Raw genomic sequence first — 13,334 nt, 5'->3', positions numbered from 1 at the left:
CGACGAGATCTGAGCGTCCTGACACGGTTACGCTAGGGGAGTGACTGCTTTCACCACTGCCCTGGATCTGACCTCCGATGTTGCCGACCTTACGGCGGCGCTCATTGATATAAATAGTGTCTCCGGTAATGAACGGGAACTGGCCGATGCTGTGGAGACGGCGCTGCGGGCACTGCCGCACCTTGAGGTCACGCGCGACGGCGATGCCATTGTTGCCCGGACCAATGTTGGCCGCGACGAGCGCGTTATCCTGGCCGGCCACCTGGACACTGTCCCGCTGCCGTTGGCGGCCGGATCCCGAGGAACCGTCCCGTCCAGCTGGGACGGTGAGGTCCTCTATGGCCGCGGCACCACGGACATGAAGGGCGGCGTCGCCGTCCAGCTGGCACTGGCCGCCCGCTTGGCCAATCCGGCCAGGGACGTGACCTATGTCTTTTATGACCATGAAGAAGTCGAAGCTTCGCTCAGCGGATTGGGCCGGTTGGTCGACAACTATCCGGAATTGCTGCAGGGTGATTTCGCCATTCTGCTGGAGCCGACGGACGGCACGGTGGAGGGCGGTTGCAACGGCACCAGCCGGTTCGAAGTGACCACGGTGGGCAAGGCAGCCCATTCCGCCCGCGCCTGGATGGGGCAAAACGCCATACATGCGGCGGCGGAGATACTGGCCCGGCTGCGGGACCACGAGCCGGCCACGGTCACTGTGGACGGCCTCGAGTACCGGGAGAGCCTGAATGCGGTGAAGATCCACGGCGGCACCGCCGGTAACGTCATTCCGGACCGTACTGTCGTCGAAATCAACTACCGCTTCGCCCCGGATAAGTCTCCGGACGATGCCGAGGCCTACGTCCGGAACCTGCTGGACGGCTTCGCCGTGGTCCGGACCGATGCGGCAGCGGGCGCCCGGCCCGGCCTGCACCATCCGGCTGCCGCAGACTTCGTGGCGGCTGTGGGCGCGGAGCCGAAGCCTAAATACGGTTGGACCGATGTGGCCCGCTTCAGCGCGTTGGGTATTCCCGCCGTTAATTTCGGCCCCGGGGATGCACTCCTGGCCCACACGGACAATGAGCATGTTCCGGCAGAGGCCATCCGCGAATGCTTCCGGGCCTTGGAAAGGTGGCTCTCGGCCTAGCCTTCCGGTTCTTAACGGCTGAGGGTCCCCGGCAGCATGCCTGCCGGGGACCCTCAGCCGTTTTGTTCTTTCTGTCAGACTTTGGCGACCAGCGTCGGCACGCTGACGGGCCGTGTCTTTCCGGACGTGCGGCTGCTGAGCAGCCCGGAAAGTTTCTGCGCCACCCACGAAAGCGCAAAGTTCACGATGATGAACAGCACCGCGGCCACGGTGAGGGCCTGCAGAATGGGGCCGGCCGAGCCGTAGATCTGCATGCCACGCAGTAGTTCGGAGTAGGTGATGATGGAGCCGAGCGCCGAGTCCTTAAGGATGACCACGAACTGGCTGATCAGCGAGGGCAGCATGGCTACCAGAGCCTGCGGAAGCTCGATGTTGCGCAGCGACTGGCCGCGGGTCATACCGATGGCCATTCCCGCCTCGCGCTGTCCCTTAGGCAGGCCGTAGACGCCGGAACGGACCAGTTCCGCGATTACCGAACCGTTGTAAAGCGTTAGCGCCAGCACGACGGCGAAGAACGGAGTGTCGGCGGGTTCAACGACTTGGAGCCGGCCAAGCAGCAGCCAGAAGAAGATCATCATCAGCAGTACCGGAACGGCACGGAAGAATTCGACAACGATGCCGCAGAGCCAGCGGACCGCGCGGTTTGTGGCGAGTCGCCCGACGCCGAACATCAGGCCGAATACCACGGACGTGACGATGGCCGCGGCAGCTGCCTTGAACGTGTTCATCAGCCCGGGAAGGATAGTGAACTGCCACACATCGGCGGTCAGGAACGGTCTCCATAGTTCCGCCTCGAGCTGGCCCTGGTCGTTTAGCCCTTTGAGTACGAACGCCGCGGCACCGAGGAAAAGGATGATGCCCAGGACGTTGGTGGCCAGGATCCGGCGTTGGGCCTTCGGACCGGGTGCATCGAAGAGGACGCTTTGCTGGATTTTCATCGTGCCACCGCCAGTTTGTTGGAAAGCCAGGTCGTCAACAGACCGATAGGTATGACGATGATGACGAAGCCCAGTGCGAAGGTAGCGAAGATTGCCATGATGACGTCAGGCCGGAACTCGATCATGGTCTTCATCAGACCGGCGGCTTCTGCAACGGACGCCACTGTTGCCACGGTGGTGTTTTTCGTCAGCGCGATCAGCGTATTGCCCAGCGGGGCAACGGCCCCACGGAAGGCCTGGGGCAGGATCACCAGACGTGCCGCCGGAAGGAAGCTCAGGCCGATGGCACGGGCCGCCTCGGCCTGCCCCAGCGGCACGGTGTTGACGCCACTTCGGATGGCTTCGCAGACGAAGGCGGCGTGGTAGACCGACAGACCGATGATCGCCCAGAGGAAGAAGTTGAAATTGAAGTCGCTGGAGAGGTTCAGTTGAAGCTGGAAGATGGCAACCAGGATGCAGAAGACCATGATGATGGTCAGTGGCGTATTTCGAAAAATGTTGACATATGCGGTGCCGGCCCAGCGGAAACTCGGTACCGGGGATATCCGCATCAGGGCCAGAATGGTGCCGAGTACCAGCGAGCACAGACCGGCCCAGAAGGTGAGTTGGATATTGACCCACAGCGCCGCAACGACATCATAGGTCTCCAGCGCCGTCAGATAGCTCTGGAAATACTCTGACAAACTGTCCATCCCCTCTCATGGGAGTGACTTTGCTTGACTGTGGGGCAGACCAGGAGGCCTGCCCCACAGCATCTGGAACTACGCGCAGGAGTCGCCCGGCTTCGGCGGGTTGAGCTCCTCGTTGAACTTGTAGTCAACACCCTCGGTGTTTGCCGCAAGGGCTTCTTCCCAGGCGCCTTCTTCAACCATCTTGTTGATTGCTGCATTTATGGCGGCGCACTGGTCGCTTCCCTTGGGCAGGCCCACGCCGTAGTTCTCCTCAGAGAACGGGTTACCGACAACCTTGAACTTCCCGGCGAAGTTCTCCTGGGCAGCCAGGCCGGCCAGGATGATGTCGTCGGTGGTGACGGCGTCGATCTGGCCGCTCTGCATCGCCGTCACGCATTCGGCGTAACCCGGGCGTTCGAGGAGGTTCACTTCCTCGGCGTGCTCGTCCTTGATCCGCTGGGCCGAGGTGGAGCCGGTGACGGAGCAGAGGTTCTTGCCATTGAGGTCGTCCGGGCCCTGGATCTCGGTGTCTTCGGCGCGGACGAGCAGGTCCTGGCCGGCGACGAAGTACGGCCCCGCGAAGTCCACGGTCTGCTTACGTTCGTCGGTGATGGAGTAGGTCGCAAAGATCATGTCGACCTGGCCATTGGCCAGCATGTTCTCGCGGTTGGCCGAAGGGGATTCGACGAACTCGATCTGTTCCTCGGTGTAGCCCAGCTCGTTGGCGACGTACTTGGCGACGTCGACGTCGAAACCGGTGAACTCGCCGCCAGATGAGAAGCCGAGGCCCGGCTGATCGTACTTAATGCCGATGCGGAGGGTTTCGCCCTCTCCGCTGCCGGCCGTTTCGCCCCCGTCGCCGCCGTCGCCGCCACAGGCGGACAGTGTCAGTGCGGCAATGGCACCCATTGCCGCCATTGCAAAGCGGGTCTTGCGCATGTTTTCTCCTTGCTAGTGATTACTTCGGATGAAATTTCCGGTCGGGGAGGTCAGTGGTTGAGGATTTTGCCCAGGAAGTCCTTGGCACGGTCGCTCTTGGGATTGGTGAAGAATTCTTCCGGCGTGGCCTGCTCCACGATCTGGCCGTCGGCCATGAAGATCACCCGGTCCGCAGCCTTGCGCGCGAAGCCCATTTCGTGGGTCACCACGATCATGGTCATGCCTTCTTTGGCGAGCTGGACCATGGTGTCCAGCACCTCGTTGATCATCTCCGGGTCCAGCGCAGACGTCGGCTCGTCGAACAGCATGACTTTCGGCTTCATCGCCAGGGCGCGGGCAATCGCAACGCGCTGCTGTTGGCCGCCGGAGAGCTGGGCCGGCAACTTATCCGCCTGATTCGCGACACCGACGCGCTTGAGCAGGCTCATCGCCAGCTCCTTGGCCTCGCCGTTCTTCATTTTTTTGACCTTCAGCGGCCCGAGCGTGACGTTTTCCAGGATGGACTTGTGCGCGAACAGGTTGAAGGACTGGAACACCATGCCGACATCGGCGCGCAGATTGGCCAGTTCCTTGCCCTCGGCCGGAAGCTTCCTGCCGTCGATGAGGATCTCGCCGTCGTCGATCGTTTCCAAGCGGTTGATGGCACGGCAGAGCGTGGACTTACCGGAGCCCGACGGACCAATAACGACGACGACCTCGCCCTTGGTGACTTCAAGATTGATGTTCTGCAGCACATGCAGCGAACCGAAGTGCTTGTTGACGTCTTTGAGCAGGACCAGAGGCTGGGTTGCGTGTGGAGAACGGCCGGCAGCCTCGCTGCTGGATGCGGTCGGCGTCGATTCACTGTGTTGGGCGTCACGGGTCATGACTTGAATCTAGCGAAAGATTCCCACGGAGCAATGCATTTGGGGGAACGAATGGCCGAATCGTGATTGAAGTTTAATGTGGCCGATTCGGCTATCGGTTGGATAAACGTCGCAAAAACCGCGTCGCCGCGCGGGTTTGGTAGGTAGCCTTGGGGGATGAGTAACCACCAGCATGAAATTCCGCTGCCATCCGATATCGCGGCACGGTTGCCTTCACGGCATAAAGGTTCCGTGGAACTGCGCCGTTCCCAGGCGAATATCCCGCAGGCCGACCAGTATCTTTTGGACACGCGCGATAAAGCGGATTTCACCCATACGGACCCCTGGCGAGTGCTGCGCATCCAGAGTGAATTTGTGGAAGGATTCGGCACGCTCGCCGAGCTGGGGCCTGCCGTCAGTGTTTTCGGGTCGGCCCGCACCCGTCCCGGCACCAAGCACTACGACATCGCCGAACAGATCGGGCGACGGCTGGTGGAGAATAATTTCGCTGTCATCACCGGCGGCGGTCCGGGCTCGATGGAAGCGGCGAACAAAGGTGCCAGCGAAGCCGGCGGGCTCTCCGTGGGACTGGGGATAGAACTGCCCTTCGAGCAGGGGCTGAACGACTGGGTTGATCTCGGGATTAACTTCCGGTACTTCTTCGCCCGTAAGACCATGTTCGTCAAGTACGCGCAGGGCTTCATCGTGTTGCCCGGCGGCCTCGGAACCATGGACGAGCTGTTCGAAGCCATGGTGCTGGTGCAGACGCAGAAGGTTACGTCGTTTCCCATCGTGCTGGTGGGAAGTGCCTTCTGGGGCCCGCTCATCGAATGGGTCCGCGGCACGTTGCTGGAGGAGGGCATGATCGCGGAGGTCGACCTGGATCTGGTGCGCGTGGTGGATACCGCAGAGGATGCGGTGGAGGGGATCCTGGCGGGACTCTTGCAGACCCGCGGCCGCCCCTCTGAGAGCATTGTGGACGTGTAAGGTCATGGCCGCATCTGGCACGATGGTTCCGTGAGCCTGTTCCTGGTCTTCCTCGCCATAGCCGCCGCAGGCGCCGTGGCCTTGGTTGTCTCCGGACGGGTCAGCCGGCGCGCCAAGACGGAGGCCGGCCAAGGCTGGGAAAGAGGTGAAGTTCCGGCGCTGGACGGACTGAGCGAAGCCGATCCACGGCTGCCGGCAGTGCTGTTGCCCGAACACCCTGTTGCCTCAGACATTGACCGGCTGCGGTTCTCAGTGGCCTTCCGCGGCTACCGCATGGACCAGGTGGACCAGGTCCTGGACAGGCTGCGCCGGGAACTGGCGGCAAGGGACGAACTCATCAGCGAATTCAGGAGAGAAAGACACTGGAAGAACGACGACGGAACTCCGCTCCCGCCGGCCTCATGACTAGTCCGCCGCGCCAAAGTGGAGCCGGCAGCTTCCTTAGGGACGAACTGGCGTTTTGGAAAAAGCGGGTCATTGCCTTGCCGTGGTGGATCCACGTGGTCGTCCTTTACACACTGGCCCGGCTCTACTCGCTGTTTGTCTTCCTCGCGGTTGCGCGCCAACAAGGACCGAGTCCTTGGGGCCGCGCCCATCCCGATTACCTTTCCTTCATCGGTATCTGGGACAGCGCCTGGTACGAGCAGATCTATCGGGATGGGTATCCGTCCGAAATCCCCCGTGCCGGGGACGGTCAGGCCGAGGAAAATCCGTGGGCGTTCTACGCATTGTTTCCGGCGATCATCCGCGGGCTGAACGCGGCCACGGGTCTGGATTGGGAGGTCCTTGCCCCTGTTGCGGCGACGCTGGCCGGTTTCTTGGCGGCAGGGATCATTTACAAGCTGTTCCGGCGGTTTGCCGGGCACGGCACGGCCCTTTGGGCCGTGGTGTTTGTGGCCGTCTTTCCGGTATCGCCGATACTGCAGGTTCCCTATGCCGAATCACTGAACCTCGCGCTGCTGGCCGGCAGTCTGTATCTGGTCATCACCCGGCGCTATCTGATAGCGGTCCCGGTGGTCCTGTTGATGTGCCTGTCCAGGCCAACAGGTGTGCCATTCGCCGCGATGATGGGGGTGTACTTGTTGTGGCGGATTTGGCGCCGGCAACAGGAGGAACTTCAGACGCCAGAGTTCCTGCGCATCGTAGCGCTGGCGCTCGTTAGTTGCGCCGGCGCGCTCATCTGGCCTGCGCTCGCCTGGGCCGTTACGGGCGAAATGGATGCGTATACGGCAACGGAAACCGCGTGGCGCGGGGATGATCTGGTGCTCTTCATGCCGTGGTTCGATATGGGCAAGGACCTGTTCGGCCCCGTAGCCGGCGTACTTGCTCCGCTGGTGCTGGTGGCAGCGGCAGTGTTGTGCCTAAGCAGCGCGCCGGCGCGGAAAATCGGCATGGAGCTCCGGCTGTGGTGTGCTGCCTATGCCGCTTACCTTTTCGCGTTCCTGCATCCGCAAACCAGCACGTTCCGCTTGCTGTTGCCGCTGTTCCCTTTGGCGCTCGTGGCCGCAATGGCCTCTCGCAGTACCGCCTACCGGGTGTGCCTGGGCGTGATGTTCCTTGCCGGACAGATTGTCTGGGTGGCGTGGCTGTGGTCCTGGGCGGAGCTGCCCGGTGGGGGAGACTACCCGCCGTAGTGCTGGCTGTAGCGTTCCGACACGATGTCTGACACGTGGCGGGATGATTAGCACCGGCCTGTGATGTACGCGATAATGGTGAATGGATGACGCACGGCCGACTGCCAAATCTTGCCGTGCTGACATGTTGACGGGCGAACAGGTCACGGACTTGTCCGCCCACGGTGAAAGGGAAAACCAAATGGCTGCGATGAAACCGCGTACAGGTGACGGACCCATGGAAGTCACCAAAGAGGGGCGCAGCCTCATTCTGCGGGTTCCGATCGACGGCGGTGGCCGCTTGGTACTGGAACTCAACGCCGAAGAGGCCGGCAATCTCAAGGACTGCCTGCTCGGTGTCACCGACAGTGTCGCCAGCTAAGGCCTGAGCGAGTGGGCCACCCTGCAGCTACACCAGACGAACTGACCGCCGGGACGCTTGAAGCGGCGCTGGCCGCACCGAGCCTTTCCACACTCGTGGCCCGGCCCGGGCTGGACAAGGACCACGTGGTGCCGGAACCGGGCACAGGACTCAGCGTGCTGGTGGTTCCTATCGGCACCTCCGGCGTTACGGGTGTCCCGGGCGGGAATTCCGACGAGCGGGCAACACCGCAGCCGCGGCAGGGTGCAGCGGAAGCTGCCGCCAGGTACGACGTCGACGTAGCTGTCCTGGCAGAGGTGAACTCGGTGACCGGCAAGGCCGCTGAAATTCTGGCCGTTACTGCACCTCGCCGGCAATCCGGCCTGCCTCAACGGTTGCTGTTCCTTGGTGTCGGTGACGAATCGCCGACCAGCCTGCGCAAGGCGGGAGCGGCCCTGGCCAAGGCGACTTTCGGTGTGGAAACCATTCGCGCCAGCGTCGTCGACGGGCTGGATGAGCTGGCACAGCAGGCCTTCGTCGAGGGTTTCCTGCTCGGTGGTTACCGTCCGCCGAGGGCCGGCACCTCGCCTGCTCCGAAGCCGATGGCCCGCACCTTGGAGCTGACGGGGGCGTCCGAGACGGCCTTGGCCGCGGCGGGCGCAACGGCCAAGGCCGTCTGGCTGGCCCGCAACCTGGCGAACATGCCTTCAAACATCAAGAACCCGGCGTGGATGGCTGGGCAGTCCGAACGCCTCGCTGCCGAGAGCGGGCTCGAGGTGCGCATTTGGAATGACGCAGAGCTCGCAGCCGGCGGATTCGGCGGCCTGCTGGCGGTGGGCCGGGGGTCCGAGCATGAATCCCGGCTGGTCCAGCTGTCCTACACCCCGGCGAATGCCGCCCCGGATGCGCAGCATATTGTCCTGGTGGGCAAAGGCATCACGTTCGACACGGGCGGGGTATCGCTGAAGCCGCGTGAAGCAATGGTGCCGATGAAAACGGACATGGCGGGTGCCGGCGTCGTACTGGCCGTGCTGAACGCGGCCGCCGAACTTGGTATTCCGCACCGTGTCACCGGCCTGCTGGCACTGGCCGAGAATTCCATCGGGGCCGCCTCCTATCGTCCGGGTGACGTCGTCAGGACCTACGACGGCACCACCGTTGAAATCGGTAATACCGACGCCGAAGGGCGCATGGTGCTCGCCGATGCCCTTGCGTTTGCCCGTGACGAACTGGCACCGGATGTGCTGATCGACATTGCAACGCTGACGGGCGCGGCTTCACTGGGACTGGGCCGGCGGCATGCCGCATTATACGGAACCAGGCAGGATCTGGTGAGCGGTTTCGAACGTGCAGCCGAGCTGTCGGGGGAGCGGGTGTGGCATATGCCCCTGGCGGAGGCAGCGGAGGAGTACCGGTCCTCGCTGGATTCCACCGTGGCGGACCTGTCCCATATTTCTTCACCGAAGTCCAAGGTCCAGGCCGGTTCGATCACGGCGGCGCTGTTCCTTCGGGAGTTTGTCGGCCAGACCCCGTGGATCCACCTGGACATCGCCGGTCCGGCCCGGGCCACCGCCGATGAAGCAGAGGTCACCAAGGGCGCTACCGGCTACGGCGCACGCCTCCTGCTGTCGTTCCTGGCCGGTTACCGCGGCTAGCCTCAGCGTTTGACGGCCAGCAACAGTCCGTCACCGGTGGGCAGGACGGTCGAGATCAGGTCTTCGTTTTCCCGGACGCTCTTGCCCACCTGCCGCAAGGTGTTGGTGGTCTCCTCCCGGATGGCCGGGTCCGAGACACGGTCCTTGTCCAGCGCGTCGTTAATGATTAGCATCCCGCCGCTCTTGAGCAGCCGTACGGCCCGCTCCACATAGAGGGGGTAGGAGGGCTTATCGGCATCCACAAAGACCAGATCGTAAGCGCCGTCTGTCAGCCGCGGCAGCACGTCGGCCGCGCGGCCGGAAATGGTCCGGGTGCGGTTGCTGGGAATTCCTGCCTCGGCGTAAGCTTCGCGGGCGGCCCGCAGATGGTCCACATCGGAATCAATGGTGGTAAGCACGGCATTGGCGGGCAGGCCGCGCAGCAGGCAGACGCCCGAAACGCCCGCGCCCGAACCGATCTCTACCACGGTGTGTGCTTTGGAACCTGCGGCCAGAACCGTCAAGGCGGCGGCAACGCCGGGACTTACCGTGGCGACGCCGAGTTCGTAGGAGCGTTCACGTGCGCGGAGCAATACCTCATCCTCGGTGGGCAGTCCCTCCGTGTAGGACCAACTGGTCTGCTTATCGGCGCTCATGAACCATCACTTTCTCAGGAAGAATCTTCATATTCCAGCCCCAGCCTACTGCTACTGCCGCCTATCCGGGCCGCGGGAGAGCGAGACGCCCTCGTGTTGCGCCTTCATGCAGGTGACTAACAGAATTCTCCCAGCTTTCTGGGTGAGGATAGACATCCGTAGGTCAAATGTGTTTCACGGTTGCCGGGGGACGTACCTCAGACCCGAACGTAGCCAGGGCTGAAGCGAACGGGCAACTGCCGAGGGGAGTAGCTATGACTAGGTTGCAGCAGGACGCCACTGAAGAGCCGGCCGCTGCCGGGGCGGAGACGCCGTGGGTTGCTCCGACCTGGGAGGAAGTAGTCACCAACCACTCGGCCAAGGTCTATCGGCTCGCCTACCGACTCACCGGCAACAAGCACGACGCCGAAGACCTCACCCAGGAAGTCTTCGTCCGGGTGTTCCGCTCCCTCGAGAACTTCAAACCCGGCACGCTTGACGGCTGGCTGCACAGGATCACCACCAACCTCTTTCTGGACCAGGCCCGGCGGAAGAGCCGGATCCGTTTCGACGGGCTCGCCGAGGACGCGGAAGCACGTATTCCCGGCCGCGATCCGGGGCCGGAACGCAGCTTCGAATTCAACAATCTCGACGTCGATGTGCAGGCAGCGCTTGAAGATCTTCCGCCCGACTTCCGGGCGGCGGTTGTACTGTGCGACCTGGAGGGCCTTTCCTACGACGAAGTCTCCGCAGCCTTGGGCGTCAAGCTCGGCACTGTGCGTTCGCGCATTCACCGCGGACGCAGCATGCTGCGTGAGAAGCTGGCACACCGCGACCCTGCTGCGAAACGGCCTTCCCGGCTGAAACTACCCCGCGTGGCCGGAGCACACTGAATCCACCATGCGCCACCCCGAACGTGATCTGGCGGAGTATCTGGACGGCGAACTCGCTGACGAGCGCCGGCCAGGTTTTGAACGCCACCTGCAGCGCTGCGCGCGATGCCGTGACTCTGTTGCGGAACACCGCGCCATTCAGGAGCGCCTGCGTGCCCTCGACGTGCCGCCGCCCGGCCCGGACCTGACCAGTAGAATCCTGAGCCGCAGTTCCCAGGCCTTCGTAGCCGTCTCCACGGGTACGCCCGATGATGCACCGGCCTCGCCGGGGGCAGCGATGCCGTACGCGGAGAGGGAATCAGCAGGGTCTCCGCGCCACCGCACTGCGCTGACGGTGTGCAGCGTCTTGACGGGTTTCGCGGCCCTGACTGCGGGGACGGCCTATGTGCTCGGCGGTGAAGACTCCAGTCCCGATGCCAGCGGTGCCGGTTCCTCCGGCTCGGACTGGCAGGGAACACAGGAACTGCAGCCCAGTCTCGCCGGCAGCGTCCATGAACTGGACCGCGAAGGACTCGCCGAACTCCGTGGCCACGGATGGAACTGTCCACAGCTTGTCGGGATGGGTTATGAGTTCGTCTCCGCACGAAAAATCGAAATTGCCGGAGCGCCGGCCGTCCGGATAGAGCTCGCGAATGAAGAGACCGGCACTGTTGTCGTTACCGAACAACGTCGCGGCACGGAGCGGATCAGGAACGATGAGCCTGATGCCACCCGCGCCGAGGCCGCGGTGAATGCCGTGACAGGAAACACCGTGGCAGCTGACGGGTTCCATCCGGTGGACGGCATGGACCGGGAGATGTGGGTGCACTCGGGCACTGACTGGACCGTTGTGCTGGACTCGGACAACGTGACTTACACAGTGTGGGCGGACATCCCGCTCTCGGCCCTGCCGGAGACGGTCAACCAGATCATCGTGACGGAGAAGTCACGACTGATGCTTCCGGAAGAAGAACCCGCGGACGATCCGGTCAACCGGATCATCCGCGGGCTGGGAAAGCTGATCGAACCTGCGGGCGAGCGATGATCCCTGACCAAAGTTGGCTGTTACAGGTCCGGAACAGGTAATCTTCAAACGTGCTCGGAATTAACGGATCGGAACTGATCATTCTCGCGGTAATTGCCGTGATAGTGCTCGGTCCTGAGCGTTTGCCCGAATACGCCGCCCAGTTGGGCCGGCTGGTTAAGCAGCTGCGGAGAATGGCGGCCGGGGCCAAAGACCAGCTCCGCGAAGAAGTCGGCGACGAAATTGTTGATATGGACTGGCGCAAGCTCGATCCACGTCAGTACGACCCGCGCCGGATCATCAAGGAAGCTCTGCTTGACGACGATGAAGACGACTATTTTGGCCCGCAGCGCAGTACAGCGAAGTCAACTCCTGCCCTGGCGGCCGGAGCCGCTGGCGCGGCCGCTGCCGCAACGGCGACGAAAACGGCTGGAACCTCTACAGCAGCAGCGGGTCCAGGAGCAGGCCCCGGGACCAGACGGATTGAGCGGCTCGAGCCGGGCCAGGCTGCACCTTTCGACGTCGAGGCCACCTAGGCCGGGCTGACCCCCAACGGACGGCCGGCGAGGCCGCGGGGGCGGGATGCCAGCTCCGCGGCGATGCTCCGCAAGGCCTTGGCTGCCGGTGAAGACCCTGCCGGCCCGCCAGCCAGGACGATGGGTTCGCCGCGGTCGCCACCTTCCCGAAGGCGCGGATCCAAGGGGACACTGCCCAGAAGTTTGATGTCTTTGTCCAGCGTGCTGCTCAACCGCTCGGCCACCACCTGCCCGCCGCCGGCGCCGAAGACTTCCACCCGGCTGCCGTCCTCCAGCTCAAGCCAGGACATGTTCTCGATGACGCCTGCGATCTGCTGGCCCGTTTGCACCGCGATGGACCCCGCCCGTTCTGCGACATCGGCGGCAGCGCTTTGCGGCGTTGTGACCACGAGTATCCGGGACTCGGGCAGCAGCTGCGATACGGAGATGGCGATGTCCCCGGTGCCGGGCGGCAAGTCCAGGAACAGCGCGTCAAGGTCGCCGAAATAAACATCGGTCAGGAACTGCTCCAGTGCGCGGTGGAGCATCGGTCCGCGCCACGCCACAGGCTGGTTTCCCGAGACGAACATGCCGATGGAGATGGTTTTCACGCCGTAGGCCACCGGCGGCAGGATCATTTCGTCCACGCGCGTGGGGGCACTGGTGATGCCCATCAGGCCGGGGATGGAGAAACCGTAAACGTCGGCATCGATGATTCCCACCCGCAGTCCTTGGGCCGCCATGGCGCACGCGAGATTTACGGTGACGCTGGATTTGCCCACGCCGCCCTTGCCGCTGGCCACGGCGTAGATCCTGGTCAGCGAGGACGGATCGTTGAAGGGAATGCCGCGTTCCGCGCCAGGGCCCTTGAGCCGTTCCTTCAAGGCCGTGCGCTGTTCCTGGGTCATCACGTCCAGCACCACCGAAACCGCGCTGATCCCGGGTAAGGCTGCCAAGGACTTCTCAACATCGTCGGTAATCGTGTCGCGAAGGGGACATCCTGCGATGGTGAGCAGCACTTCCACGGTGACAGCGCCGTCGTCGTCAATGGAAAAATCCTTCAGCATGCCCAGCTCGGTGATCGGCCGGCGGAGTTCCGGGTCGATAACTTTTTCCAGGGCCCGCTGGACGGATTGCCTGTCGGGTAGGAGACGATGCGGTGTCACGG

Annotated in this window: 15 protein-coding genes; 9 read left to right on the top strand and 6 right to left on the bottom strand. The window is 63.3% G+C overall.

The genetic code is table 11. The features are described from left to right. The first annotated feature begins 40 nt into the window (after window positions 1-40). On the top strand, window positions 41-1,132 hold the full coding sequence (gene dapE / locus J5251_RS18160; RefSeq protein WP_208574785.1) for a succinyl-diaminopimelate desuccinylase: 1,092 nt from the start codon (window positions 41-43) through the stop codon (window positions 1,130-1,132). A 74-nt stretch (window positions 1,133-1,206) separates the two neighbouring features. Here the strand turns inward: dapE and J5251_RS18155 are convergent, their stop codons facing one another. From J5251_RS18155 to J5251_RS18140, 4 genes are all read right to left on the bottom strand, one after another. Further along, the gene (locus tag J5251_RS18155) at window positions 1,207-2,070 is read right to left on the bottom strand and encodes an amino acid ABC transporter permease (protein ID WP_208574784.1); all 864 of its coding nucleotides are present in this window, start codon (window positions 2,068-2,070) and stop codon (window positions 1,207-1,209) included. After that, window positions 2,067-2,762, bottom strand: coding sequence for an amino acid ABC transporter permease (locus tag J5251_RS18150; protein WP_139004741.1), 696 nt, complete (start codon window positions 2,760-2,762; stop codon window positions 2,067-2,069). The genes J5251_RS18155 and J5251_RS18150 overlap by 4 nt, the downstream gene beginning before the upstream one ends. A gap of 69 nt (window positions 2,763-2,831) precedes the next feature. Continuing rightward, on the bottom strand, window positions 2,832-3,680 hold the full coding sequence (locus J5251_RS18145; protein ID WP_208574783.1) for a glutamate ABC transporter substrate-binding protein: 849 nt from the start codon (window positions 3,678-3,680) through the stop codon (window positions 2,832-2,834). A 50-nt stretch (window positions 3,681-3,730) separates the two neighbouring features. Then, entirely contained in the window at window positions 3,731-4,546 is an 816-nt protein-coding gene (locus J5251_RS18140) for an amino acid ABC transporter ATP-binding protein (RefSeq protein WP_431188543.1), read from the bottom strand. A gap of 156 nt (window positions 4,547-4,702) precedes the next feature. On the opposite strand from J5251_RS18140, the gene J5251_RS18135 reads away from it, so the two are divergent. The 5 genes from J5251_RS18135 to J5251_RS18115 all read left to right on the top strand — a co-directional run bounded on the left by J5251_RS18135 (window position 4,703) and on the right by J5251_RS18115 (window position 9,141). Then, window positions 4,703-5,512 (top strand): TIGR00730 family Rossman fold protein, encoded by an 810-nt coding sequence (locus tag J5251_RS18135; RefSeq protein WP_208574782.1) that lies wholly within the window; start codon window positions 4,703-4,705, stop codon window positions 5,510-5,512. A gap of 30 nt (window positions 5,513-5,542) precedes the next feature. After that, complete coding sequence (locus J5251_RS18130) at window positions 5,543-5,917, top strand: DivIVA domain-containing protein (protein WP_139004743.1); 375 nt, start codon at window positions 5,543-5,545, stop codon at window positions 5,915-5,917. Next, window positions 5,914-7,146, top strand: a complete 1,233-nt coding sequence (locus J5251_RS18125) for a glycosyltransferase family 39 protein (protein ID WP_208574781.1) — start codon at window positions 5,914-5,916, stop codon at window positions 7,144-7,146. The genes J5251_RS18130 and J5251_RS18125 overlap by 4 nt, the downstream gene beginning before the upstream one ends. 181 nt (window positions 7,147-7,327) lie before the next feature. Beyond that, window positions 7,328-7,507 carry a DUF3117 domain-containing protein gene (locus tag J5251_RS18120; RefSeq protein ID WP_074703315.1) on the top strand — a complete coding sequence of 60 codons (180 nt, stop codon included), beginning with the start codon at window positions 7,328-7,330 and terminating at the stop codon, window positions 7,505-7,507. Between the two features lie 11 nt (window positions 7,508-7,518). Beyond that, window positions 7,519-9,141, top strand: coding sequence for a leucyl aminopeptidase family protein (locus tag J5251_RS18115; RefSeq protein WP_208574780.1), 1,623 nt, complete (start codon window positions 7,519-7,521; stop codon window positions 9,139-9,141). A gap of 2 nt (window positions 9,142-9,143) precedes the next feature. Here the strand turns inward: J5251_RS18115 and J5251_RS18110 are convergent, their stop codons facing one another. Continuing rightward, complete coding sequence (locus J5251_RS18110; protein ID WP_208574779.1) at window positions 9,144-9,776, bottom strand: O-methyltransferase; 633 nt, start codon at window positions 9,774-9,776, stop codon at window positions 9,144-9,146. A 254-nt stretch (window positions 9,777-10,030) separates the two neighbouring features. Here J5251_RS18110 and sigE point away from each other — a divergent pair, with 254 nt between their 5' ends. The 3 genes from sigE to J5251_RS18095 are packed head-to-tail and all read left to right on the top strand — an operon-like array spanning window position 10,031 to window position 12,187. Then, window positions 10,031-10,648 (top strand): RNA polymerase sigma factor SigE, encoded by a 618-nt coding sequence (sigE, locus tag J5251_RS18105; protein ID WP_139004747.1) that lies wholly within the window; start codon window positions 10,031-10,033, stop codon window positions 10,646-10,648. A 7-nt stretch (window positions 10,649-10,655) separates the two neighbouring features. Next, entirely contained in the window at window positions 10,656-11,672 is a 1,017-nt protein-coding gene (locus tag J5251_RS18100) for an anti-sigma factor family protein (RefSeq protein ID WP_208574778.1), read from the top strand. A gap of 50 nt (window positions 11,673-11,722) precedes the next feature. Then, window positions 11,723-12,187 (top strand): twin-arginine translocase TatA/TatE family subunit, encoded by a 465-nt coding sequence (locus tag J5251_RS18095; protein WP_139004749.1) that lies wholly within the window; start codon window positions 11,723-11,725, stop codon window positions 12,185-12,187. On the opposite strand, the gene J5251_RS18090 is transcribed toward J5251_RS18095, so the two are convergent. Continuing rightward, the gene (locus J5251_RS18090) at window positions 12,184-13,332 is read right to left on the bottom strand and encodes an Mrp/NBP35 family ATP-binding protein (RefSeq protein WP_240793010.1); all 1,149 of its coding nucleotides are present in this window, start codon (window positions 13,330-13,332) and stop codon (window positions 12,184-12,186) included. The genes J5251_RS18095 and J5251_RS18090 overlap by 4 nt on opposite strands. Window positions 13,333-13,334 lie beyond the last annotated feature (2 nt).

The sequence above is a fragment of the Arthrobacter crystallopoietes genome (assembly GCF_017603825.1).
Classification (GTDB): Bacteria; Actinomycetota; Actinomycetes; order Actinomycetales; family Micrococcaceae; genus Crystallibacter; species Crystallibacter crystallopoietes_B.
The sequence above is the reverse complement of the archived record's forward strand: the minus strand, read 5'-3'. Positions and strand labels throughout refer to the sequence as shown.

Coding starts and splice junctions, on each gene's coding strand:
- J5251_RS18155 (WP_208574784.1), bottom strand. CDS start 2,070: ATGAAAATCCAGCAAAGCGTCCTCTTCGATGCACCCGGTCCGAAGGCC.
- J5251_RS18150 (WP_139004741.1), bottom strand. CDS start 2,762: ATGGACAGTTTGTCAGAGTATTTCCAGAGCTATCTGACGGCGCTGGAG.
- J5251_RS18145 (WP_208574783.1), bottom strand. CDS start 3,680: ATGCGCAAGACCCGCTTTGCAATGGCGGCAATGGGTGCCATTGCCGCA.
- J5251_RS18140 (WP_431188543.1), bottom strand. CDS start 4,546: ATGACCCGTGACGCCCAACACAGTGAATCGACGCCGACCGCATCCAGC.
- J5251_RS18135 (WP_208574782.1), top strand. CDS start 4,703: ATGAGTAACCACCAGCATGAAATTCCGCTGCCATCCGATATCGCGGCA.
- J5251_RS18125 (WP_208574781.1), top strand. CDS start 5,914: ATGACTAGTCCGCCGCGCCAAAGTGGAGCCGGCAGCTTCCTTAGGGAC.
- J5251_RS18120 (WP_074703315.1), top strand. CDS start 7,328: ATGGCTGCGATGAAACCGCGTACAGGTGACGGACCCATGGAAGTCACC.
- J5251_RS18110 (WP_208574779.1), bottom strand. CDS start 9,776: ATGAGCGCCGATAAGCAGACCAGTTGGTCCTACACGGAGGGACTGCCC.
- sigE (WP_139004747.1), top strand. CDS start 10,031: ATGACTAGGTTGCAGCAGGACGCCACTGAAGAGCCGGCCGCTGCCGGG.
- J5251_RS18100 (WP_208574778.1), top strand. CDS start 10,656: ATGCGCCACCCCGAACGTGATCTGGCGGAGTATCTGGACGGCGAACTC.